24 protein-coding genes are annotated in these 22213 nt (G+C 50.7%); 12 read left to right on the top strand and 12 right to left on the bottom strand.

All coding sequences use genetic code 11. The features are described from left to right. The first annotated feature begins 245 nt into the window (after window positions 1-245). The 4 genes from NFS31_RS06850 to NFS31_RS06835 all read left to right on the top strand — a co-directional run bounded on the left by NFS31_RS06850 (window position 246) and on the right by NFS31_RS06835 (window position 2723). Window positions 246-614, top strand: a complete 369-nt coding sequence (locus NFS31_RS06850) for a hypothetical protein (RefSeq protein WP_251492878.1) — start codon at window positions 246-248, stop codon at window positions 612-614. Further along, window positions 614-721 carry a CD1375 family protein gene (locus NFS31_RS06845; RefSeq protein WP_251492876.1) on the top strand — a complete coding sequence of 36 codons (108 nt, stop codon included), beginning with the start codon at window positions 614-616 and terminating at the stop codon, window positions 719-721. The genes NFS31_RS06850 and NFS31_RS06845 overlap by 1 nt, the downstream gene beginning before the upstream one ends. Before the next feature lie 46 nt (window positions 722-767). Continuing rightward, the gene (locus tag NFS31_RS06840; protein WP_251492874.1) at window positions 768-1322 is read left to right on the top strand and encodes a phage holin family protein; all 555 of its coding nucleotides are present in this window, start codon (window positions 768-770) and stop codon (window positions 1320-1322) included. A 63-nt stretch (window positions 1323-1385) separates the two neighbouring features. Then, window positions 1386-2723, top strand: a complete 1338-nt coding sequence (locus tag NFS31_RS06835) for a phage tail tip lysozyme (RefSeq protein ID WP_251492872.1) — start codon at window positions 1386-1388, stop codon at window positions 2721-2723. Window positions 2724-2753: 30 nt separating this feature from the next. Here the strand turns inward: NFS31_RS06835 and NFS31_RS06830 are convergent, their stop codons facing one another. Genes NFS31_RS06830 through NFS31_RS06815 form a run of 4 tightly spaced genes read right to left on the bottom strand, consistent with a single transcriptional unit; the run spans window position 2754 to window position 3745 of the window. Beyond that, window positions 2754-2924: a hypothetical protein gene (locus NFS31_RS06830; protein ID WP_160308777.1), complete on the bottom strand. Its 171-nt coding sequence runs from the start codon at window positions 2922-2924 to the stop codon at window positions 2754-2756. A gap of 58 nt (window positions 2925-2982) precedes the next feature. Next, window positions 2983-3273, bottom strand: a complete 291-nt coding sequence (locus NFS31_RS06825; protein WP_160303075.1) for a hypothetical protein — start codon at window positions 3271-3273, stop codon at window positions 2983-2985. 49 nt (window positions 3274-3322) lie between these two features. Then, on the bottom strand, window positions 3323-3496 hold the full coding sequence (locus NFS31_RS06820; RefSeq protein ID WP_160303074.1) for a hypothetical protein: 174 nt from the start codon (window positions 3494-3496) through the stop codon (window positions 3323-3325). Between the two features lie 9 nt (window positions 3497-3505). Beyond that, window positions 3506-3745, bottom strand: a complete 240-nt coding sequence (locus NFS31_RS06815; protein ID WP_251492870.1) for a hypothetical protein — start codon at window positions 3743-3745, stop codon at window positions 3506-3508. A gap of 140 nt (window positions 3746-3885) precedes the next feature. Between NFS31_RS06815 and NFS31_RS06810 the strand changes: the two genes are divergently transcribed. Both NFS31_RS06810 and NFS31_RS06805 read left to right on the top strand, forming a co-directional pair. After that, window positions 3886-4104, top strand: coding sequence for a helix-turn-helix domain-containing protein (locus NFS31_RS06810; protein ID WP_251491269.1), 219 nt, complete (start codon window positions 3886-3888; stop codon window positions 4102-4104). A gap of 88 nt (window positions 4105-4192) precedes the next feature. Then, on the top strand, window positions 4193-4360 hold the full coding sequence (locus tag NFS31_RS06805) for a hypothetical protein (RefSeq protein ID WP_251491266.1): 168 nt from the start codon (window positions 4193-4195) through the stop codon (window positions 4358-4360). A 196-nt stretch (window positions 4361-4556) separates the two neighbouring features. On the opposite strand, the gene NFS31_RS06800 is transcribed toward NFS31_RS06805, so the two are convergent. From NFS31_RS06800 to NFS31_RS06785, 4 genes are all read right to left on the bottom strand, one after another. Then, a complete protein-coding gene (locus NFS31_RS06800; RefSeq protein ID WP_251492868.1) occupies window positions 4557-4769 on the bottom strand; it encodes a hypothetical protein in 213 nt (70 codons plus the stop codon). Between the two features lie 401 nt (window positions 4770-5170). Next, on the bottom strand, window positions 5171-5872 hold the full coding sequence (locus tag NFS31_RS06795; RefSeq protein ID WP_251492866.1) for a response regulator: 702 nt from the start codon (window positions 5870-5872) through the stop codon (window positions 5171-5173). After that, window positions 5865-8549, bottom strand: coding sequence for an ATP-binding protein (locus NFS31_RS06790; RefSeq protein WP_416389432.1), 2685 nt, complete (start codon window positions 8547-8549; stop codon window positions 5865-5867). The genes NFS31_RS06795 and NFS31_RS06790 overlap by 8 nt, the downstream gene beginning before the upstream one ends. A 420-nt stretch (window positions 8550-8969) precedes the next feature. Beyond that, window positions 8970-9617, bottom strand: a complete 648-nt coding sequence (locus tag NFS31_RS06785) for a potassium channel family protein (RefSeq protein ID WP_251492864.1) — start codon at window positions 9615-9617, stop codon at window positions 8970-8972. A 121-nt stretch (window positions 9618-9738) separates the two neighbouring features. Here NFS31_RS06785 and NFS31_RS27405 point away from each other — a divergent pair, with 121 nt between their 5' ends. Next, the gene (locus tag NFS31_RS27405; RefSeq protein WP_416389431.1) at window positions 9739-9912 is read left to right on the top strand and encodes a DUF6783 domain-containing protein; all 174 of its coding nucleotides are present in this window, start codon (window positions 9739-9741) and stop codon (window positions 9910-9912) included. A 206-nt stretch (window positions 9913-10118) separates the two neighbouring features. Here NFS31_RS27405 and NFS31_RS06780 read toward each other — a convergent pair whose 3' ends face one another. Then, the gene (locus tag NFS31_RS06780; protein WP_251492862.1) at window positions 10119-11327 is read right to left on the bottom strand and encodes a class I SAM-dependent rRNA methyltransferase; all 1209 of its coding nucleotides are present in this window, start codon (window positions 11325-11327) and stop codon (window positions 10119-10121) included. Between the two features lie 222 nt (window positions 11328-11549). Here NFS31_RS06780 and NFS31_RS06775 point away from each other — a divergent pair, with 222 nt between their 5' ends. Then, window positions 11550-12992, top strand: a complete 1443-nt coding sequence (locus tag NFS31_RS06775; protein ID WP_251492896.1) for a S1C family serine protease — start codon at window positions 11550-11552, stop codon at window positions 12990-12992. A 300-nt stretch (window positions 12993-13292) separates the two neighbouring features. Beyond that, on the top strand, window positions 13293-14693 hold the full coding sequence (gene clpX, locus NFS31_RS06770) for an ATP-dependent Clp protease ATP-binding subunit ClpX (RefSeq protein ID WP_416389430.1): 1401 nt from the start codon (window positions 13293-13295) through the stop codon (window positions 14691-14693). Window positions 14694-14829: 136 nt separating this feature from the next. Here the strand turns inward: clpX and NFS31_RS06765 are convergent, their stop codons facing one another. After that, complete coding sequence (locus NFS31_RS06765) at window positions 14830-16527, bottom strand: S8 family peptidase (RefSeq protein ID WP_251492857.1); 1698 nt, start codon at window positions 16525-16527, stop codon at window positions 14830-14832. 197 nt (window positions 16528-16724) lie between these two features. Here NFS31_RS06765 and NFS31_RS06760 point away from each other — a divergent pair, with 197 nt between their 5' ends. Beyond that, on the top strand, window positions 16725-17207 hold the full coding sequence (locus NFS31_RS06760) for a signal peptidase II (RefSeq protein WP_251492855.1): 483 nt from the start codon (window positions 16725-16727) through the stop codon (window positions 17205-17207). Between the two features lie 22 nt (window positions 17208-17229). Here NFS31_RS06760 and NFS31_RS06755 read toward each other — a convergent pair whose 3' ends face one another. Further along, window positions 17230-18078, bottom strand: a complete 849-nt coding sequence (locus NFS31_RS06755; protein ID WP_251492853.1) for an acetate and sugar kinases/Hsc70/actin family protein — start codon at window positions 18076-18078, stop codon at window positions 17230-17232. A gap of 360 nt (window positions 18079-18438) precedes the next feature. Between NFS31_RS06755 and NFS31_RS06750 the strand changes: the two genes are divergently transcribed. Both NFS31_RS06750 and NFS31_RS06745 read left to right on the top strand, forming a co-directional pair. Further along, entirely contained in the window at window positions 18439-19728 is a 1290-nt protein-coding gene (locus NFS31_RS06750) for an HlyC/CorC family transporter (RefSeq protein ID WP_251492851.1), read from the top strand. A 375-nt stretch (window positions 19729-20103) separates the two neighbouring features. Beyond that, the gene (locus NFS31_RS06745) at window positions 20104-21126 is read left to right on the top strand and encodes a CgeB family protein (protein ID WP_251492849.1); all 1023 of its coding nucleotides are present in this window, start codon (window positions 20104-20106) and stop codon (window positions 21124-21126) included. A 232-nt stretch (window positions 21127-21358) separates the two neighbouring features. On the opposite strand, the gene NFS31_RS06740 is transcribed toward NFS31_RS06745, so the two are convergent. Continuing rightward, entirely contained in the window at window positions 21359-21718 is a 360-nt protein-coding gene (locus NFS31_RS06740; protein WP_251492847.1) for a TIGR04086 family membrane protein, read from the bottom strand. Window positions 21719-22213 lie beyond the last annotated feature (495 nt).

Below are 22213 nucleotides of genomic sequence, written 5' to 3'. Positions count from 1 at the left end.
ATGGGCAAAGTTTATTGGAACATCTGTCAACGCTGTGGTGGATGCCCAGTAAAACGATAATAGCAATTTAACCGAGTGAGACGGGCGGGGCTGAATGGGAGCGAAATCTCCAATGCGCCGCCCTTTTTGTAATTATTTCATTCCCTTGTCATCTAAAAGGGCCCTCTAATTATTAAACGTTTATTCCGGTAAAAATGTAACCAACAAAATTAAAAAGCGCAGGATGCGCGGAAAGGAGTCTTGAAATGAATAAAGACAGACTGTTATTAAAGGATGGGACGGAAATCGTCCTAGATGCGGGGGCCAGCCTTGGGGCGCTGCAGGTCACATCGGCCAGCCGGGAGGACATGCTGGCCGCCTGGGGCAAACTGACCGATGCAAACCTCGCACAGGCGCAGATCCTCAACGGCTCCGGGCTTGTGGTCGGGAATTACAATAACCTTTTGCTGATATCTGAAACGTCCACTGTGGCCGCGGATGGGGCAATACATACAATCTTTAACATCCGTGAGAAAACGGCGGAGGAAAGGCGGCTGGAGGCCCTGGAGGAGGGACAGGAAGTCCAGAACGGGGCGATCGAAGAGCTGGCCGGCATGATGGGAGGTGGGGAATAATGGCAGCGTTTTATGTCATGCGGATAAAATCCGGGAAAATGGTTCTGGAGGATGTGCCCGCCCGCTGGAGGGCGGCTGTCCGGGAATTGATTGAAAACGAACAGTAAGAGCCGTTTGGGCTTTATTTTTTTACGAAAAAGGAGGCGCAGAGCGATGAAAGATTATATTATAGCGGCCAAACTGCCGGATGCGGCAGAATTAGGAGTATCAGCAATTTGCACAGCAGCAGCGGCGGCATTAGGGAGGGTACCGGTTATCCTCATCTTATTTATGGCCGCCGTTGTAACGGATTACATGACGGGCTGGATTAAGGCAAAGTATTTCCTGCGGGACTGGAATTCTAGGACGGGCCTGCAGGGGGCAATTAAAAAGCTTATGTATTTTGTTATGATCGGAACCGCGTTTTTAATTGGGTGGGGAATCCGGGAGATCGGTTTCAGCATCGGGATCCATCTGGATTTTGCTATGTTGATCGGATGGTATGTTACCGCTGTTATGCTTGTAAATGAGCTTACAAGCATCCTGGAAAACCTTTATGTGATCATGCCGGAGAAAGTACCGGCCTGGTTAATAAAAACATTACAGATCGCGGATGAGACAATTGAGGGTAAAATAAACGGCCTGGTCTGCAAAGACCAGAATTGTGAAGACTGTGAATTAAAAGAGCGCTGTAATTTGAAAAAGGATATGTCAGGGAATGAAAAATAACAGGCGGAATCAGCCTGCCCGGGTATCAGAGCCCGGGCTTTTTCTGATCCGGAAAGGGGAAATATGAAAGAAAAACAGATGTTTGATTTGCTGGTAACAGAGGGGTTGTCTGAGCACGGGGCCGCCGCCCTCCTCGGGCATTTCCAGGCCGAAAGCGGGCTGAATCCCCGGAACCTGCAGAACAGTTACGAGAAAAAGCTGGGATTTACAGACGATACCTATACGGCGGCGGTGGATTCCGGAAGCTACGCAGGCTTTGTCCGGGACTGTGCGGGGTACGGGCTGGCACAATGGACACACCGGGCGCGGAAGAAAGGGCTTTTGGAGTTTGCACAGGCGGCCGGCAAGTCTGTCGGCGATGCCGCTATGCAGCTTAAATTTGCGCTTTATGAGCTGAAAGCGCACTATAAAGGTGTCCTTATGGCACTGAAAACGGCGACAGATATCCGGGCAGCTTCGGACATTGTATTAACTCAGTATGAGAGGCCGGCCGATCAGTCAGAGGCAGTAAAACAAAAACGCGCAGGCTATGGCCGGGAGATTTACAGGCGTTGTTCCGGAAAAATGGCTGGAGGCGGCATAACAGAAGCGCAGGCAAGGCAGAAATTAGTCTCAGTTGCCACACAATGGTGTGGACGCAAAGAGTCAGACGGCTCGCACCGGGAGATTATAGACATCTACAATGGACATGCTCCCCTCGCCAGGGGATACAGGGTAAAGTACACAGACGCCTGGTGTGCAACTTTTGGATCAGCTGCGGCCATCGCTGCCGGATATACGGATATTATCCCTGTGGAGTGCGGATGCGGGCAGATGATCGAATTATTCCGTAAGATGGGCCGGTGGGTGGAGGATGACGCTTATATTCCGTTGCCGGGGGATTATATCTTCTATGACTGGGACGATGGCGGGGCGGGGGACTGCACTGGCTGGCCGGATCATGTCGGCATCGTGGTATCGGTATCAGTATCAGGGAATAAAATCAGGGTAATTGAGGGAAATAAAAACGATGCCGCTGAGTACAGGGAGATAGCTGTAAACGGGCGGTATATCAGGGGCTACGGCATCCCTGACTATGCATCCAAAGCAACGGCCCCGGAAGCCCCAGGACCTGCAGAAACAGGATGGGAAAAGGATGCACAGGGGAAATACAGGTATAAAGAGGATAACGGCCTGTGGGCGGCAAATAAATGGTTGCTCATCAATCATCACTGGTATCTGTTTGGAAAAGACGGGTACATGCTTACTGGCTGGCAGCGCTGGAACGGGGAGCGGGTCGTGTCAGGGGACGAACCGGGCGACTGGTATTTTCTGGACAACACGGCCGGCGGGCCGCTGGAGGGCGCGTGCTGGCACAGTACGGATTATGGGGCCCTGCACGTATGGGACGTGCAGGGATGATAAGAAGGAGGGCGGCAGGATTGCCGCTCCTCATTTTCCAATTTCGGGGATTTCTGTAACGCTTAGAATTCTATAACTTCCATGTCTGTAGCAGTCGAAAAAATCTTTCTGTACAGCTCCGGGAGAGCCATCCGAAAATATGTCCATTCCGACCTTGCCGGTTCTCTGGTTCTGGAATACCACAGCATAACTTTTTATCATATCCTTCTCGCTTTCTCCCTGCATTACCCGGCAGGGACGGGATTCTTACTTGTCTTAGTTATCTAACTATGCCATGTTTCGTTTTCATATAGCCTTCAATTTCTTTTTTGCTTGGAAAATTATTCCAAAAATCCCGTTTCCAGCCGCCGTTAAAAAATCTTAATCCTTGAAAATCGTCTTTTCTTCCTTTGATTGGAATGTCTTGAAAACTTATTCCTGTTCTTTTTTCGGTATTGTATATTATTTCTTCCGCATAGTGCATATCGTTGTCTAAGCAGAAAATAAATTTTCCATTCCATTCAAGGGTTACATAATTGTGTCCGCCACATCTGATTGTATATCCTTCCATATCTTCCCTTCTTTCTCCCGGCGCAACCCCGCCAGGAGGGCGGTGTGGGTTAAGATTGCATTTTCTTTAACATTTCCGCTTCCTGCCGCATACCGTCTTTAACATATTTTTCATATTCTTTTCGTTCCATACCGTATGCCAAACATAGATGTCCAGTGCTTTTCCTGATATTTTTACTGCTAAACCTGTGATGCATAATTTCCAATGATAAATCCTTATCCATAGATGCCTCCTATAAACTCTTATAAACTACTCTCAAAATGCCTGCTTCTTCCTCTAACTGCTTATCGGTGATAACTCCGAGTTCTTTATCGGTGATAAGAAGTTCAATCTCTTTTCTTATCAGATCTGAAATTCTCTTTCTGATGTAAGGGGAAATTGTATCGCTGATGTAAGGTCTTGTATTTTTCCTATCGGTAGCCTGCTTTGCTAAGATTGTTAATGCTTTAAGTTCTTTCTCTGCCTTTGTCATTTTCCATGTCCTCCGTTCCTTTGATAAGTCTATTATAAACCAATATTGGTTTAATGTCAAATACTTTTAAACTTTATTTGGATTATTTTTCTTGACTTTTATTTAATATCAAATTAGAATGGAAGAAAGGAGGTTCATTTATGCTGGCATATAAAATAGATGTGATAGAAACGCTGAAGGAATCAGGGTATAATAGCACTAGAATATTAAGGGAAAATATACTTAGTCAATCCGCTATGCAGAAGTTGAGAAAAGGGGAAATGATAGGAATAAAGACATTGGAACAGCTTTGTGAATTATTAGATATGCAACCGGGAAATATAATAAAGTATGTAGAAAATAAACCAAAAAAAATTTAATTTTTCCGTTGACAATAAACCAAAATTAGTTTATAATGATATTATCAGATGGGGCAAGTAAATCTGAAATACGGAAAGAGAGGCAGGAATGGAGATAATGACAGATAAACAGGTAAGGTTTTTAACATGGTTAATAACCACAGCAACAGATAAATGCACATCCATTGAGGAAGTACACGAACTGAATCGGGAGATCAGAAAACATTCAGATGGACTGATCGATTTAGCAGTAAAGGAAGATAAAGAAAAGGAATAAAAATGAGAGCGGGACTTGCCACCGCTCTTTTCTTTTGAAAAATCTCCCACGACAAGAGGCGGCAGTGATGCCGTTCCCTGTGCAAAGTTTCTGTAATAGAGGGTAGGTGGTAAAACTTGCCGGTTTTATGAAGCAATGATAGCCGCCGCTATCTACAGACAGCGGCAGCTATGCATCAGAGTTTCAGCCATAAATTTCAGCCCTGTGGCTCATACGGAACCTGTAGTATCCTGGCAAAGGTAAAGCTATACAGGTGTATGAGAGCCCGCGCCAGTTCTTTTTCAGGAAATGGCAGGTCATCATAAAAGGGATTTTCGATATCCTGCCAGACCAGTCCAAGGTGATACTGGTATATATCTTTAGCAATTTCTATAGCTTTCTTTTCCGTTTCCGTTAATGCTCTTTTCATTCGTAACCTCCATCATAAATATATTCTGCCGGCGTTGGCAGTCAACGCCAACCTTTCGCCAACCATGTACAAGTTGTTGTGTCAGATCACGAATGATACATAGATATTTTAAATTTTTTAATCCATTTTCCTTTTTATTTTTCAGGCCATATGTTCATCACAAAAGTTCCGGTTAAGTATCGCATATTTCAAAGTATCACACGAAATATCACACGATACCTTAAACCCTATATAGAATAAAGCTTCCGCTTCGGGTTCGAATCCCGTCTCGTGCTCTTTGAAAAGTCCGGATTTATCGGACTTTTTTATATGGCTCTGTGCAGCGTAATTTTGCCGCTGATGCGGTGCGCGGCCCGCGCGCCGGGGAGGGGAGAAGTGTTGTCCCTCCCCGATTTTTGCGATCATTCTATTTTCATCATGCGGTATCCCACGCCGATATGCGTCTGGATATACTGTGGGGAATCCGGCTCTGATTCGAGTTTTTTGCGGAGGGTTGCCATAAAAACGCGCAGGGACGCCGTATCGTTTTCCCAGCTTCTGCCCCAGATATTCTGTGTGAGAAAGGTATGTGTCAGAACTTTTCCCACATGCCTGGAAAGCAGGCACAAAAGCTTGTATTCGATCGGCGTCAGGTGCAGTTCGCGGCCGTCTAGGGAGGCGTATCCGCTGGAATAATCAACGCGCAGCCTGCCGTTGACAAAGACGGAGCTGGCGGCCAGTCTGTCGGCATTCATGAAAGCCAGCCTGCGCTGGGTTACCCGCAGTCTTGCGAGCAGTTCTTCGACAGAAAACGGTTTTGTCAGATAGTCGTCCGCTCCTTCGTCCAGAGCCTCGATCTTATCGGAATCCTCACTTCTGGCGCTGATAACGATGATGGGAAGATTTGACCATGAACGGATGTTCTTAATGACCTGCACGCCGTCCATATCCGGAAGGCCCAGATCCAGCAGGACAATATCCGGATTGTGGGAAGCGGCCTCCAAAATGGCAGTTTCGCCATTGGACGCGACCAGATAGCGGTAATCATTGGTTTTCAGCGTGGTGGTAATCAGGTTGCGCACAGGCGCGTCGTCCTCCACGACTAATATTAAGGGCTTATTCATGCAGTTCTACCTCCCCTGCAGGTAATGTAAATGTAAAAACAGCGCCGCACGGATGATTGTCCGATACGGAAATAGCGCCGCCGTGAGCGGTGACAATGGACTTGCACAGCGACAGTCCCAGTCCCAGGCTTCTGCGGCTGTCTGCAATTTTGTTGGCGCCGCTGTAAAACATATCAAACACGCGCGGCTTCTGCTCATCTGATATTCCGGGTCCGTTGTCAGAAACGGATACGATGATCCATTTCCCTGTCTGCTGCGTATGGATTTCAATGACCGAGCCGGCGGGCGTATATTTGATGGCGTTGTCTATGATATTGATTAGCACCTGAACGATCAGTTTTGCATCGATCTGAGCAAGGATAAAGTCCTGTGAGCTGGCGGGGCGGATCGTGTGCTCCACGCTTCGGCGGTTTACATGGCGCAGGGCCTCGCCTATGACGTCGTCCATCAGCTCCGCGGCCGGCTTTAAGTTTACGCGGCCTTCCTCAATCCTTGTTACGGCCAGAAGATTTTCCACCAGGTTGATCAGCCACATGGAATCATCATAAATATCAGTGAAAATCTGTGTTTTCGTCTCCATGTCCAGTTTTTGGTAGTTGGTCATCAGATTACTGGCGTTGCCGGAAATCGAGGTCAGCGGCGTGCGCAGATCGTGGGAAATCGCCCGGAGAAGGTTTGCCCGGAGCTGCTCGTTTTTCGCGAGGATGGCCGCTTCCTCTTTTTCACGGGCATTTTTAATATTCTCAAGGGCAAGGGCGCACTCGCCGAGAATAGACAGGAGAACGCTGTTTTCAAAGGAATCGAGATGTGCATCCTTCATCGATATCCCGATTACCCCGTACACCTGCTGGCTGGTGCGGATGGCAAGGTAGAGGCACTGGGCGCTGCTTAAGGTGTCGGTAGTCGCTCCGGCATGCTTATTATTGCGGAGCACCCAGAGGGCGACGGCCTGCTCCTGGCCGGAGGTCAGATCCGCCTGATCGCTGTCCGCCGCGCGGTAGACGCACGGCTCTGAAAGGCCATTACTGTCAGATAAATAAATCACCAGATCACGTTTCAGCAGCTTTGTGAGCTGCTCTGCGGTCGCGGCAATCATGGACGGTTCGTCGCGTTCCCTTTGCAGAAGCTGATTCGTCTCAAACAGGATCTTAGTGCGGAATGCAGCCTGGGCAGACTGCTTGGCGTTGTCCTTCAGTTTGGTAGCCAGCGAGCCGGTAAAGAGGGAAACCATAAACATGATGGTAAAGGTGACCAGATAATCCGGATCGTAAAAATGGAAGGTAAGGCGCGGTATCGTGAAAAAGAAATTGAATACCATGACGCTTACGATCGAGGACAGAAGCCCGCACAGGCGGTTTGTAGTGATCACAGAGATAACAAGGACGCCAAATATATACACAGCGATCAGATTGGCCTCTGTAAAGCCAAACCGGTAGAAGGCGCAGCCGATCAGGGTGGCGGCCAGAAGGACGAGAATGCTTTTTCCGATATCCCGCGCGGGAACGGCTGCAGATGGCGCCCTTCTTTTTTTGTGATTTTGATAGCGGCCGCCGACGCTGGCGTCCGGAATCACATGGATATCCAGATTCGGAGCGGAGGCGATCAGGCGTTCGGTCAGTGTTGGTTTGCTGAAGATACTTTTTCGCGTGGCAGTGCTGCGTCCGATCACGATTTTTGACACGCCAAAAAGGCGGGCGAATTCTGCAATCTGGTAGGGGACATCGTCGCCATATGTCGTTTCAATGGCGGCGCCGAGCTGGCGGGCAAGGCGTATATTGCCGCGCAGCCGTTTTTTGTCAGCCTCGTCCATGGCTGAGGAGTCCGGCGTCTTTACAAACAGGGCGGTAAAGGTCCCGCGGAATGCCGTGGCCATCCGCGCCGCTGTGCGGATGATTTTTGCATTGGACGGCGATGAGGAGAGGCATACCAGGATATGTTCGTCCGTGAGGTAACCGCTCTGGCTTTTGATACGGGCATGCTCAGTGAGCAGATTCATCCTGTCCGCGCAGCGCCGGAGGGCAATTTCGCGCAGGGCGGTCAGGTTTTGGACGGTAAAGACAGGAAACGGTTTGTGCTGTTTGGGCGGCTCCTGTCCGGCGCGGCGCTCCAGCAGCTCCTCGGGCTCAATATCGACAAGCTCAACCTGATCTGCCTGATCGAATATGGAATCCGGTATCCGATCCTGCTCGGATATTCCGGTTATGGAAGCCACCTTATCGTTCAGGCTTTCGATATGCTGCACATTGACAGTGGTGTAAACGTCGATCCCTGCCTTCAAAAGCTCCTGTACGTCCTGATAGCGTTTGACATGGCGGCATCCGTCCGCGTTTGTATGGGCCAGGTCATCCAGCAGGATCAACTGCGGGCTCCTCTTAAGGGCCGCGTCGATATCAAACTCGCTCAGAGCGCTTCCGCCGCGCAGGAGCCGCCTGACGGGAAGCTGTTCCAGCCCCTTTAAGAGCGCTTCGGTCTGGGGCCTGTCATGCGAGTCGATATAGCCTGACACAACATCGACGCCGCGCGCTTCGGCGCGGCGCGCGGCGCGCAGCATAGCGCAGGTTTTTCCTGCGCCTGCGGCATACCCAAAGAAGATTTTCAATGTTCCATACTCCTTGGCCGGGGGCTTTTGCATGTCTGCCCTCAAAGGCCCTCCTGGTGTGTGTCCCTGCCGCTCCATGCCGTTACCTCCCATCCTGATATTCCTTTATTATAACATTCATTGACAGTAATTTCTATAACTACGGTTTCTGTTCCTTTTCGTTTTGTTTAATAAAGGTAACAGTTCAGATAGGTCTGCGCACCTGCTGCGCTGACCGTACGAAAACGTAGCGGCAGCAGGCGTCTGCCCCATCGCGAAGCGATTTTCATGGGCAGATGCCGTAACAGTTCAGGTTGCCTGAACTGTTACTAAATAAAGGCTACGGTTCAGGGTTATCTGAATTGCTGCTGATAAAGTAATCCAGTTTTTTCATAAGAAAATATCCAAAGGTAAATTCCGCGGCAAGGGCCGCAAGCAATACCATTTCCCGCATATGTCCCCCTCCTTTTCCCTGTATCGGCGCTGTCAAAACGGCGGGCGGTTTCCTGCGCTTCGCTTCTATATCCGGAAGTATTTCTGCAAATCTCTGCTCCGTCCAAGCACCAGCATGGTTTCTTCGGCTTCCAGCATGATATCCGGAGAGACGGAGAGCTCCAGCTTTCCGTTTTTTTTGACGCCCATGATATTGATGTTGAATTTTTTTCGTATATCAATCTGACCGATTGTCCGGCCTGCCCAATTACCCGGAACCGGGATTTCAAACATGGCGTGCTCTTCATCGAGCTCGATATAGTCAAGGACATGGTCAGCGGTGTAGCGGATGGCCGTCCATTTGGCAAGCTGTTTTTCCGGGTAGACGATTTCATCCGCGCCGTTGCGCAGGAGGAATTTGGCCTGCACATCCCTGGCCGCTCTGGAAACCACCAGCCTGGCTCCCAGTTCTTTGAGCAGGGATGTTGTTTCCAGTGAATTTTGAAAATGGTTTCCGATAGCGACAATACACACGTCAAAGTTGCGGACTCCCAGGGATTCCATAAAATCCGGATTCGTGCTGTCGCCGATCTGTGCATTGGTCACATAGGGCAGTACATTGTCTACGCGTTCTTCCACTATGTCAACTGCCATGACCTGATGTTTTAGATGGTTCAAATGAATGGCAATGTGTTTTCCGAATCGTCCGAGGCCGATTAAAAGGATTGATTTCATAGATAATCAATGACCCTCCTTATACGTCTTTATCGTATCTGTATCATACGATAAAAGAGATAAAGAGGGTAAAAGAGTATTTGTATCTGTATTAAGATGGTCTAAAGATGCTAGAGCGTGTTTGAAAATTCATTCCCGCCATCTGCACGCCCCACTTTGCGGAATATTTGTGCCAAATTCACTTAACGCAGCCCGCTGCGCCGCGTTCATTTGGCACAAATCTCCCACAAAGCGGAACGCACATCTGGCAGAAAGCATTTTTCAAACACGCTCTAGTACAGCATTGCGTAAATAACGATGAATTCAGCGCCTGCTCTTTGCGCCAGCGCCGCGTTGTCGTCAGTCAACGATGCCACCGCATCGCCTCCCTCCTCCGCCTTGCCCTGACACAAATATCAGGCGCTGATATTCACCGTTATTTACGCAATGCTGTACTAGATGGCGGTCTCTTTCGCAGGTGATTTTGAAAATGGTATGGGCCCTTTTTTGCGCGGAGCCGGCCTACCTGTCCCGGCAGACCTGAAAAATATAGAATTTCAGATAGTAGGACGCGTCGTCCCCGCTCCAGAGGATGGGGTGATCAGGCGACTGGGCGCGGTATTCGACCTGGCGCAGGCGCCGGCGCGTACTGACAGCGGCCTGGCGGACGGCTTCTGTGAACAGCTCTGGCGTCATAAAGTGGGAGCAGGAGCAGGTGGCCAGAAAGCCTTCGTCCCTGACGAGCTTTAAGCCGCGCATGTTGATTTCACGGTAGCCCCTGACCGCGTTTTTGACAGAATTTCTCGATTTGGTAAAGGCCGGGGGATCGAGGATGACGACATCGAACTGTTCGCCCTGGGCTTCCAGCCTGGGGAGAAGCTCAAATACATCGGCACAGAGAAAGGATACCCGGTCTGAGAAACCGTTTAAGGCCGCGTTTTTAACAGCCTGGCGGATTCCATGCTCCGAGGCGTCAACCCCGATGACCTCCCTGGCTCCTGCGGCGGCCGCGTTGAGGGCAAAGGATCCGGTGTGAGTAAAGCAGTCAAGCACGCGCTTGCCGCGGCACAGCTTCTGTATGGCCAGCCGGTTATACTTCTGATCCAGAAAAAAACCTGTCTTTTGCCCGTCCATGACATCGACCAGATAGCGGATTCCGTTTTCGCGGATTTCGACATTGGTGTCAAAGGGCTCCCCGATGAAGCCTTTAAAGCGCTCCATGCCCTCCTTGAGGCGGACTTTTGCATCGCTGCGCTCATAGATGCCGCGGATTTTGACGCCGTCCTCTATAAGGACGTTCTGCAGGATGGAGAGGATGGCGGGTTTCAGGCGGTCGATTCCGAGTGCCAGGGATTCAACGACCAGCACATCGGAAAACTTGTCGATGACGATGCCGGGCAGGAAATCAGCTTCCCCGAAAATGATACGGCAGCTTTCGGTGTCCACGGTCTGCTTGCGGTATTCCCAGGCATTGCGGATTCTCATTTCCAGGAAAGCCTGGTCAATGACCGCGTCCTTCTTCCGGGACAGCATGCGGACCGTGAGGCGGGAGCGGGTGTTGATGAAGCCGTAACCCAGTATATAGCCGTCAAAGTCAGCTACAGTTATGATATCCCCGTTTTCAAAGCTTCCCTCGATGCGGTCAATTTCATTGTCATAGATCCACATGCCGCCTGCCTTTAAGGCGCGGGCCTCTCCTTTTTTTATATGAACGGTTGCAGGTGTGTTCATAGAGCCTCCTTTATGTTTGCATGTACTCCCTTCCAATACGCTTTAGTATACAGGAGCAGAGGGCAGGTAGCAAGAGAAAATCCGCGCTCTTCACACATTTATGATTATTTTTTCACACTTCCATCACAAAAGACTGATAAACTATGAACTGTAAATGAGAATGAGAAGAGGAATTAAGGAAAAAAGAGACGCTATAAATAGATATGGAAGGGAGAATGGATGATGTACGAAAATAATAACAGAAATGAAACTTATCAGGGCGGCGCGGGATCCGGAGAGGATCGGCTGGATCGGGATCTGAACTACACGGAAGGGGCGTATTCGGACAGCGCTTCTTCTCCGTACAGGAGACGCCAGACAGGCTGTTATGCTTCGGACAGCGGCGCGCGCTCATCAGACGGGCGGCCGGATCAGAGCTATATTCCTTCGGATTCCGGGTATGGGCGTACGAAGCGCGGAAGATATCTGCTGAAACGGACAGCGGGGATCGTGGCGGCCGGAGTGTTGTTCGGATGCGTGGCAGGCGGTGTGATGACCGGGGTGAACCGGTTATCGGAGCGCTATTTTGCAGAGAAGGAGAGGGCGGAGGTCCAGACAACCTCAGCGGATGAAAGCCTGCCCTTAGCAGAGGCAGCCATTCCGGCTCCGGTGATTTCCGTTTCCACGGGAAATGATGTGTCGGCGATTGTGGAAAAGGCAATGCCTTCTGTGGTGGCGATCAACAATAAGGTGGTTTACACGCAGGAGGACTGGTTCTTTGGCCGTCAGCAGTATGAGGTGCCGGGCAGCGGCTCAGGCATTATCGCGGGTGAAAATGACGAGGAGCTCCTGATCGTGACAAATAACCATGTGGTGCAGGATTCTTCCGAGCTGTCCGTAAATTTTATTGACAATACGAATGTAAAAGCAGCCGTAAAGGGAACGGATTCGGATTCCGATCTGGCGGTGATTGCGGTGCGGCTCTCTGATATCCCGGAGGAGACGAGGGCAAAGATTCAGATCGCGGATCTGGGAGATTCGGATGAGATGAAGCTGGGCCAGGGCGTCATTGCCATCGGAAATGCGCTCGGCCAGGGGCAGTCAGTCACAGTGGGCTATGTCAGCGCGCTCGACAAGGTGGTAAAGATTGACAATATGGATCGCACCCTGCTCCAGGTGGACGCGGCGATTAATCCCGGAAACAGCGGCGGCGCGCTTCTGAACATGCAGGGCGAGGTGATTGGGATCAATGCGGCGAAGTATGCGGATACGGATGTAGAGGGCATCGGATATGCGATCCCGATCTCGTTTGCAAAGGATATCATCAATGAGCTGATGACAAAGACCACCAAGATTGAGGTAAAGGAGGAAGAACAGGGCTACCTGGGAATTCAGCTCGAGAACATTGACAGCCGCATGGCCAGGGCGTACGGCATGCCGGAGGGAATCTATATTTACAAGATCGTGGAGGGCAGCGCGGCGGCAGCTTCGGATCTGCGGGAGCGCGATATCATCACAAAGTTTGACGGCGAGCGGGTGAAGACAGGGGATGATCTTCAGAGGATGCTGACGTATTACGAAGGCGGAACAGAAGTAACCCTGACCGTGCAGAGCCTGGAGAATGGATCCTATATAGAGCGGGAGGTTAAGATTACGCTGGGATTCAAGAAAGATAATGTACAGTAGGGAAATGGATGCGCGGCCTGCCCGGTGGGTGATCACGGGGCGGGCCGTTTTTGTCCGCCGCCGGATTTTCCGTTACAGTTCAGCCTTCCGGCTAAACTGCAACAAATGATGCACAGAAATTGTGCCTTCTGCACAATTTCGCGCTTGCTGCCCTCGGGTTTTCTGTGACCTTCGCTCACAAAAAACACCTCGCAGAGTCGAAGGCTGAACTGTTAGGATTTTCCTGCAAAAGACAGTGAAAGCACTGGAAACAGAAGCAAAATTATTGTATACTGATAGAAACGTGCAGACAAAGCAGACATGAGGAGGCGCTATATGCAGGAAAAGGATACGCAGCAGGATGGACAGGAGACGTTTGAAAAGATTTGCTATGTCTGCCGCCGTCCGGAGAGCAAGGCGGGACCGATGATCAGTATGCCGGGCGGGATGAATTTCTGTCATGCCTGTATGCAGAAGGCGTTTGATTCTGTGACACAGGGCGGGATTGATTTCAGCAAGCTTCAGAATATGCCCTATATGAATCTGAATTTGAGCGATATTTCCGGCCTTGCGCCGGGAGCGGCGGAGATTCCGCAGAAGAACAAGGTTAAGAAAAAGGGGACGGAAAAGAAAAAGCCGGAATTTACCATGAAGGACGTTCCGGCCCCGCACCGGATCAAGGCGCGCCTGGATGAGTATATTATCGGGCAGGAGAAGGCGAAGAAGGCGATCTCCGTTGCCGTGTATAACCATTATAAGCGGGTGTTCCTTAAGGGGCAGGAGACGGAAAAGGACGATGAGGTTCAGATTGAGAAGTCAAATATTCTGATGCTGGGCCCCACGGGAAGCGGGAAGACGTATCTGGTAAAGACGCTGGCCAGGCTTCTTGACGTGCCGCTGGCCGTCGCGGACGCGACCTCTCTGACAGAGGCCGGCTATATCGGCGACGATATTGAGAGCGTGGTGTCAAAGCTTTTGGCAGCGGCGGACAATGATGTGGAGAAGGCCGAGCACGGCATTATTTTTATTGACGAGATTGACAAGATTGCCAAAAAGAAGAATCTTACGAACCGGGACGTGAGCGGGGAGTCCGTGCAGCAGGAGCTTTTAAAGCTTCTGGAGGGAAGCCAGATAGAGGTTCCGGTGGGCTCAAACCAGAAGAATGCCCTGACGCCGCTGGCGACGGTGAACACGGATCATATACTCTTTATCTGCGGCGGGGCTTTTCCGGATCTGGCGGATATCATCAAGGAGCGGTTATCCCGCTCTGTGGGCATGGGCTTTAATGCGCGCCTGCGGGATGAGTACGATGAGGATCCGGATCTGTTAAGCCGGGCCACGACAGAGGATCTGCGCGCCTTTGGCATGATCCCGGAGTTTTTGGGACGTCTGCCGGTGCTGGTTCCCCTGCACGGCGTGACAAAAGAGCTCCTGGTGCGGATTTTGAAGGAGCCGAAGAATGCGATCATAAAGCAGTATGCCCGCCTTCTGGAGCTCGACGAGGTGAAGCTGGTTTTTGAGGACGGCGCCCTGGACTGGATCTCGGAGGAAGCGCTTAAGAAACAGACAGGCGCCCGGGCGCTGCGCGCCATTATTGAAGAATTTATGCTGGATATCATGTATGAGATTCCCAAGGATCCGAATATCGGCTCTGTGGTAATCACGAGATCCTATCTGGAAAAATGCGGCGGCCCCATGATCGAGATGCGGGGGCAGGGATGACGGCGCATCTGAGCATCCCTGCCGGGGCGTACACAGTTACAGACAGCCGCGGGCCCCGCTGCGCCGTCGCATCGCAGACGCACAGATGGAGACGACTATCAGGCGTTTTTACCCGCGAATTCATGCAATACTTGAGCTATTCCCGCATGGCTAGAAAGGACTGGTACAGGTTCAGCGTCCCGTAGCCCCATTCCCGGTTCGGGTAGGTGAGGCTGGGATTGCGGTCCGCTCCGCGGATCAGGATGGATTTGGCGATCAGGGTGTTGATGCTCATGTGGTTGCCGCCAAGAACGGCCCAGGACAGCAGATTGGCCGCCGCGCCGGCCGTATGGGCCGCCGCAATGGAGGTTCCGGTCATGTCAAAGCGCTGCTGTGGCACACTGATGGCGACTCCCGGGGCCGCCAGCTCGGGCTTAATGGCGCCGCCCCTTGCAAATCCGCGGCTGGAGTGGATGTAGATGCCGTTGCTGCGGTGGTTGTAGGCCGCTGTGGTGATAGGGCCGGGCGTGTTGCCGGGATCGGTTATGGTGGTGTCAGGATTGGACTGGAGAAAAAAGGTGTCCTCTGACAGAAAGCCGTGTACAGGGAGCCACATGTGGTACTGGCCCTCAATGAACAGGGAATTATAGACCCGGATATGCCACAGGCCGGGAGCCGGATCCTCAAAGCGCATGATAATAAGCTGGCTTCCCGTGGCCAGCTCAGAGGTGGTATAGGTCAGGTAAATGACTGTATCCTCAAGCAGGAAATGGATCTCGCGTTCCAGGGTGACAGAGATGGGAACCCGGCTGATCTCCTCGCCGGAGGGGGATAAAAAGCCCACGGAGTAGAGCTCGGATTCACGGGCCCACAGCTCTAAGGTAAAGCCCCGTTCGTCATTTCCCACCCGCATTTCCACATCCTCATAGTCCTCCTGGGCGGAGATATGCCCCAGATAGTGGTGGCCGCGGCCTGTTTCATTGCCGGCGGCCAGGACGAATATCTGTCCCGGGTTTGAGATCTGTTCGGTTATGTACTGGGCCAGGGGGGAGGTGCCGTCGTGGCTGCCCATATTGGTGCCCGCGCCGACCAGGATTGTGATGGGAAGCTTATGGCGGCGGGCGGAGAGAAGCAGGAACTTGATTCCCAGCATGATATCATTTTCCTGGTAGGCTTCCGCGTCCGGGGAGATGAGATAAAAGTCCCGCAGATATTTCTTGGCCCCCTTTAGCCGTACAATGACGAGTTCCGCTTCGGGCGCCGCGCCCGTAAAGTCCGGGACGCCCGCGCCGTTTCCCGCGGCGATGGCCGCCATGGCGGTTCCATGTCCGTTTTCGTCGCGGGAGGGAACAATGGAAAACGGATCGTCGCTGCGAAGCGCTTCGTTGATTTCCTCACGTGAAAAGACGGTTCCGTAGTGAATGTTGTCAAAAAGGGTTCCGGTTAAAAGCCCGTTTCCCTCAATGGTCTGATCCCATATCTCGAGGATTTTCGTGGACCCGTCCGGGTTGCGGAATATGGGATTTAAGTAATCGATGCCGGTATCGATGATGCCGATAGCGGTGCCGCGCCCTCTGTAGCTCAGACGGGGCTGATCAAAGGCTTTCAGGATTCCGGCGCTCTCCATGCTTCCAGAATCGAGGAGGGAGTAGAGATTTGGAATGGAATCATAGCCGTCGCGTATAAAGGATAAGGGCAGGCTTTTTGCGAGCGGGCGGTGGACCACCATATATTGGCTGTTCACGAAGTCATAGCAGATATCCTGTCTGGACAGCAGGTCGTTCAGGGAAAAGGAGTAATAGCGGTAGATGAAGTCCGCAAGCTCTTCAGAGGCGGGGTTTATGTCACAGGGCATGGGAAATTCCTTAAATTGGTTTTTATTAATATATGCGCAGCGGGGAAAAATATTGTTGGAAAAAAGAGCGGCCGTTCAGGGCGCCTGAACGGCCGCGAAAGAGTCAGTGATGTGCTTCCGGAATCTCACAAAATCAGCCACAAAGGCAGGTGCAGAGAGATTCCGAGAGTACATAATAAGCGATGGGAGGAAGGAATATGGTATTTTTAGGGCTGACAGCCGGTTTGTCCGGCCTGGATCTGTTTCTGAAGGGAAGAATTGAGGCGCAGGATGCGTCGGCGTTTCCGAAGGATTTGGAAGGGACCAACGGGAGGATCCGGCTTTACCAGAACCACAATCAGGGCTTCTGCTTTGGGAAGCTGGGGAACTATAAGGAGCTGACAAAGCAGCTTCCGCTCATTTCCACATCGGCGTCGGCGGGGATGCTTGTCTGGACGCTTACAAGGCAGAGCCGCTTTCCGGATCGGCTGGGTCTTTCCCTGATCACGGCCGGGGGGCTGAGCAATCTTTATGACCGCATGAAACGCGGGTATGTGGTGGATTATTTCAGCGTTCAGGCCGGATGGCTGAAAAAGGTGGTTCTGAATGTGGCTGATGTCTGTATTTTTACAGGGGCGGTTTTGCTGTGCGTATCGGGATTGTTTGGGAAGAGACGTAAGGGGAAGAAGAGGAAGGGGTAAAGCTTCCCCTTACATTCCAGGTTTACTGTTTTCCGGAATGTCCCCGCTTCGTCGCGCCCCACGCGCCGATGGCAGTCGCAAAGGCGGCGTGCGGCGGAATGATGAAGTTTACATGGAAGATATCCTGCATGCGGTTAAACACGTCAAAGGTAGTCCTGGCAGGCGCGAGGCAGGCCAGGGAGCCGGTGAGCACCACATCGCGGACCGCGTCGCCGGCGAGGGCAAAGACAGCCATCACGCCAATATTTTCATAGATCATATTAAAGAGAGCAGCAGCCATGTCCTCGTCCGTGGCGCTGCTTTTGATTTTCCCGAAATTGGCGGCGGTCAGCTCCGAATTAAGCGCCGGGATCTCGGCGTCCAGGAGATCGCCGATGCGCAGATCCGCCATGGCGCGATCGCCGCGGCCGGCCATTTCGGCCAGGGCCGGGATCTCGGTTTGGTGAAGAAAACGGGAGGCCAGGCCGGATAAGGTCCCCCCGCCGATGCCGCTGCCCCCGAGATGCATACAGCCGCTCTCGCCGGCCCTTACAAAGGCGGTTCCGGTTCCCATGCTGACAACAAGCGCCTCTTTAAGGCCCGCCAGACGTAAGCCGCCCTGTCCGATGGCGTCAAGCTCCAGGGCGCGGAAGGTGGGGATGCCAAGGAGATCGCCGGTAAAGAAGCTGGAACCCAGGCCGGTGAGGGTGATGTCTGTGAGATCTGCAAGGGAGAGGCTGTGTTCGTGCATAAAACGGCCCAGCGCGCCGAATGCGCTGGTTCGAGGATCACCCGCGCGGATTTGGAGCGTGCCGAGAAGATCGCCGGATTGTGTAAATCCGACGGCTTTGGTTGTGGAGCCGCCGATGTCGATGGAAATGGATGCGTTCATGTTTGTTCTCCTGTTTTGGTGTGAAATTTGGGGGCGTCGGTTTTTTACTATTATATATCGGGAGAGGGGATTTCGCAAGCGGGGAGGATGTGAAAAGGCCGCCAGCGGCAGGTTCTATATCCAACGGAACCCCGCTCCCGCTCGGAGAAAAGCGCAGCGGGGGTTCGTCGGATATGCAGCCTGTTCCCGGCGTCCTTTTCCCGGCTCTCCCCCGGCCAGCATTATTTGTGTAGATCTATCCAAAGAGTTTATATGATGGAATAGCAGCATCTAAACCGTACAATCTGTTGACAGAAAAGCCTAAATATTGTAGAATCGAAGCATTATCTATAATCTTAATAAAATGGGGGTTGATTTTTTTTGGATTCAGGCGACTCGATACAATTATTGATTTTACTTTTCTTATTAGCATTGTCTGGCTTTTTCTCTTCGTCTGAGACAGCGCTTACGACGGTGAATAAGATCCGCATGCGGACTCTGGCGGATGCCGGGGACGGCAGGGCTTTGTTTGTCCTGAAGGTGATCGGCAACCCGAGTAAGATGCTCAGCGCGATTCTGATTGGCAATAATATCGTAAATCTGTATGCCTCTTCTCTCTCTACCATGCTGGCTACAAAATTGTGGGGCAATGAGGCGGTGGGACTGGCGACCGGCGTACTGACTCTGCTGATTCTGGTCTTTGGCGAGATTACGCCCAAAACGCTCTCTACGATTTCCGCGGAAACGATTGCGCTTCGCTTTGCGAGGATTATATATATGCTGATGGTGGTACTCACGCCGGTGATTGCGGTGGTCAACCAGCTCTCTTTTATGGTTCTGCGGCTTCTGCGCGTGGATCCGAATAAAAAGGCGGAGGGGATCACAGAGGATGAGCTGCGCACGATTGTGGAGGTCAGCCATGAGGAAGGCGTGATTGAATCGGAAGAGAAGAAGATGATCAACAATGTGTTTGATTTCGGCGATTCGGTTGCGAAGGATATCATGGTTCCGCGCATTGACATGAGCTTTGTGGATGTAAACGCCGCTTATCCGGAACTGATGGATCAGTTCCGCGAGGAGAAATACACGCGTTTTCCTGTTTTTGAGGAGACGACGGATAATGTGATTGGCGTGATTAATATTAAGGATATCTTTCTGGGCGGCGATGTGGAGGACTTTTCGGTGCGGAAGTTCCTGCGCCAGCCGCTGTATACGTATGAGTTTAAAAAGGTGTCTGAGCTGATGATGGAGATGCGCAAGACGGATGTGAATATCGTGATTGTGCTGGATGAATACGGCGCGACGGCAGGGCTTATCACGCTGGAGGATATGCTGGAGGAGATCGTGGGCGAGATCCGGGATGAGTACGACGGCGACGAGGAGGAGCTGGTGAGGGAGCTTGGCGAATACGAGTATGTGGTAGAGGGCTCGATGAAGCTGGACGACTTAAACGACCGGCTGGGGCTCTCGCTGGAGTCTGAGGATTATGATTCCATCGGCGGGCTGGTGATCGGATATCTGGATCATCTGCCGGAGGAGGGGGAGGATGTGACGATCGGAAATGTCCGTCTGGTGGTCGAGCATGTGGAGAAGAACCGGATTGACAAGATTCATGTGTACATTCTGGAATCCCCGGAGGAGGAGAAGGAGAGCGCGCCGGAGGGGGAATAGAGGCTGCAGGGGGATTGGAAGGAAGCAGGAAAGGACACAGTAGGTAAAAAGAAACGCAGATGAGGATCCGGCAGCTTGATTTTCCCATGGTTGGCTCCTTTTTGCCATGTTTTGGTCTGGGTATATTAAAAAAGGGACAGATATTCAGCCGTGGTTCGTAATATCTGTCAGGTTGTTTCCAGAAAGAACCTGAAATACAATAATCATTATAATTTAAGGAGGAATTGGCTATGAAAATACTATTTATGGACTGGCCGTTTATTGGCCGGGGGGGGGGTACAGGAAGCATTTACATCTGAGGGGCACAGCCTAATCAGCTTTCCGTTTGAGATTAGCGAAAGTAAATTCTATGGAGATGAGGAATTTGAGCGGTCATTGTCAGAGACGTTGCACAGGGAAACGCCCGATATTGTATTTCAGGTAAATTATTTCCCTGTAGTTTCAAAGGTTTGCAATAAAGAGCATATCCGGTATGTTTCATGGATTTATGACAGTCCGTACTGCATGTTGTATTCTCAAACGGTAGTTAACCCATGCAATGTGATTTATATATTTGATAAGACGGTTTATCTTCAGTTTCACAATGCAGGTATTTCCACAGTATATTACATGCCTTTAGCGGTCGATACAAAACGCCTGGATCAGATGGATCGACCGATGCAGCTGCCCTTCATCTACGATATTTCGTTTGTTGGTTCATTGTATTTGGAAAAAGATAATATATATGATCAGATGTGTTCCGTTTTGCCGGATTATACAAAAGGGTATCTGGATGGACTAATAGCCGCTCAGTTGAAAATACAAGGGTATAATTTTATTGAGGAATCTTTAGCTCCCATTATACAAGATCTGAGTAAGAAGGTTTCTTTAAAGAGCAGCGATCCTTATGATGATTGTATGGCCAGGGAAGAATATTTTTACGCACAGTATATTATCAATAAGAGGATTACAGCCATTGAGCGTATTGATTTATTGGATGCGGCGGCGCAGAGGTATGAGGTTGATTTATTTACCCACTATAAGGGATTTTGTTCGCCGAACCTGCATAATCATGGGTATGTTGATTATGACAACGGGATGCCGCGGGTATTTAAACAGAGTAAAATTAATCTGAATATTACGCTACGCAGTATTCCAAGCGGTATTCCGCTCAGGGCCTTTGATATTATGGGTGCTGGAGGGTTCCTGCTTAGCAATTTTCAGGCAGATTTTCTAGATCTGTTTGTGCCGGGGGAAGATTTTGTTATATTTGAAAGTAAGGAAGATTTTATAAAAAAGATTGATTATTATTTAACATATGAAGATGAGCGGAAAGCAATTGCAAGGAACGGACATGATAAGATTGCTGCCAGACATACGCTCAGGCATCGGATTAAGGAAATGCTGGATTTTTTGTGAGACATATGTTAAAGATAGCATTTATATATGCTGTATTGCAGGAAGCCCCTTATGAAACGCTTTTCATTTAGAAGTTCTATTATACCTCCATACCGTCAGAAGGGGAATAGACTGCCCTCTTCCGTTATGCAGTCCGCTGCGGGAGGGATCTGCATACGGAAGAGGGCAGAGGCGGAGATATTTGGATTGTAATGAGTCAGGGACTGTCACGGAATTGCCTGTAAATCGTTCTTCAGCTTATCATTCCGCCGATGGTTCCGCTGCCTGCGCACATGGCAAAGATGAGGATGAGCTCTCTTGGGCTGGCTCCGATCTGTTTTTTGATCAGGAACGAGGTTCCGAGGAGGATAAGGAAATAACATGCCCCGGCCGCGAAGCCCCAGAGGAAGCGCTTAAAGCGCGACAGCTTTCCGGCGACAATGCCGGAGATGAAGCAGGAGAGAACGTAGATTACGTTGATTCCGATCTCGACCTGCGGCTCGGTTAGATGGAACCGGTACAGCCCGAATGCCAGCAGAACGAGAAACAGGGCGGTGAGGATGTAGGAGGTAAAAAGAGCGCGGATGAGGATCCGGTAGCTTGATTTTCCCATGGTTGACTCCTTTTTATTGTGTTCTGGTCTATGTATATTCAAGATGCGGGACGGATATTCGGACATCCGTCCCGGAAAGATTCTTTGGCGGTTCAGCTTTTTATTCACGCGAGCAATGAGCCAAGTGAGCATGCCTGCCTGCCCATTTGGCGACTCCATGTAGTTTCGTCATATATTGACTATAGTTCACATGCAGCGCAGGGAGCTGTTAAGAAATATCTTGTGAATAGTAACTCTGGCTTAAAAGCCCCGGGATTTTTGCTTCCATGTTACTGTAATTTATGTTATACTAAATAGCGGCAGAATGCAGGTATTATTTTAGGAAAAAACAAAGAGAAAGCTGTCAGGAAACAGGATTTTTAAGTTTTATCAGAGAAGACGTGATGAGATAAAACGTAACTACATGGAAAAGCCGGGCAGGCGCTTGACAGACATAAGATTGCATCATGTATGATGTATGCTGTTTTAAAAAGCAGAGTGCTGAAAGTAAATCGT

Source organism: Otoolea muris, assembly GCF_943193115.1.
Lineage (GTDB): Bacteria > Bacillota > Clostridia > Lachnospirales > Lachnospiraceae > Otoolea > Otoolea muris.
The sequence above is the reverse complement of the archived record's forward strand: the minus strand, read 5'-3'. Positions and strand labels throughout refer to the sequence as shown.

Coding starts and splice junctions, on each gene's coding strand:
- NFS31_RS06780 (WP_251492862.1), bottom strand. CDS start 11,327: ATGAACACACCTGCAACCGTTCATATAAAAAAAGGAGAGGCCCGCGCC.
- NFS31_RS06785 (WP_251492864.1), bottom strand. CDS start 9,617: ATGAAATCAATCCTTTTAATCGGCCTCGGACGATTCGGAAAACACATT.
- NFS31_RS06825 (WP_160303075.1), bottom strand. CDS start 3,273: ATGGAAGGATATACAATCAGATGTGGCGGACACAATTATGTAACCCTT.
- NFS31_RS06805 (WP_251491266.1), top strand. CDS start 4,193: ATGGAGATAATGACAGATAAACAGGTAAGGTTTTTAACATGGTTAATA.
- NFS31_RS06765 (WP_251492857.1), bottom strand. CDS start 16,527: ATGCCCTGTGACATAAACCCCGCCTCTGAAGAGCTTGCGGACTTCATC.
- NFS31_RS06800 (WP_251492868.1), bottom strand. CDS start 4,769: ATGAAAAGAGCATTAACGGAAACGGAAAAGAAAGCTATAGAAATTGCT.
- NFS31_RS06850 (WP_251492878.1), top strand. CDS start 246: ATGAATAAAGACAGACTGTTATTAAAGGATGGGACGGAAATCGTCCTA.
- NFS31_RS06740 (WP_251492847.1), bottom strand. CDS start 21,718: ATGGGAAAATCAAGCTACCGGATCCTCATCCGCGCTCTTTTTACCTCC.
- NFS31_RS06820 (WP_160303074.1), bottom strand. CDS start 3,496: ATGGATAAGGATTTATCATTGGAAATTATGCATCACAGGTTTAGCAGT.
- clpX (WP_416389430.1), top strand. CDS start 13,293: ATGAGGAGGCGCTATATGCAGGAAAAGGATACGCAGCAGGATGGACAG.
- NFS31_RS06775 (WP_251492896.1), top strand. CDS start 11,550: ATGTACGAAAATAATAACAGAAATGAAACTTATCAGGGCGGCGCGGGA.
- NFS31_RS06840 (WP_251492874.1), top strand. CDS start 768: ATGAAAGATTATATTATAGCGGCCAAACTGCCGGATGCGGCAGAATTA.
- NFS31_RS06815 (WP_251492870.1), bottom strand. CDS start 3,745: ATGACAAAGGCAGAGAAAGAACTTAAAGCATTAACAATCTTAGCAAAG.
- NFS31_RS06845 (WP_251492876.1), top strand. CDS start 614: ATGGCAGCGTTTTATGTCATGCGGATAAAATCCGGGAAAATGGTTCTG.
- NFS31_RS06760 (WP_251492855.1), top strand. CDS start 16,725: ATGGTATTTTTAGGGCTGACAGCCGGTTTGTCCGGCCTGGATCTGTTT.
- NFS31_RS06830 (WP_160308777.1), bottom strand. CDS start 2,924: ATGATAAAAAGTTATGCTGTGGTATTCCAGAACCAGAGAACCGGCAAG.
- NFS31_RS06835 (WP_251492872.1), top strand. CDS start 1,386: ATGAAAGAAAAACAGATGTTTGATTTGCTGGTAACAGAGGGGTTGTCT.
- NFS31_RS06795 (WP_251492866.1), bottom strand. CDS start 5,872: ATGAATAAGCCCTTAATATTAGTCGTGGAGGACGACGCGCCTGTGCGC.
- NFS31_RS06755 (WP_251492853.1), bottom strand. CDS start 18,078: ATGAACGCATCCATTTCCATCGACATCGGCGGCTCCACAACCAAAGCC.
- NFS31_RS06810 (WP_251491269.1), top strand. CDS start 3,886: ATGCTGGCATATAAAATAGATGTGATAGAAACGCTGAAGGAATCAGGG.
- NFS31_RS06790 (WP_416389432.1), bottom strand. CDS start 8,549: ATGGAGCGGCAGGGACACACACCAGGAGGGCCTTTGAGGGCAGACATG.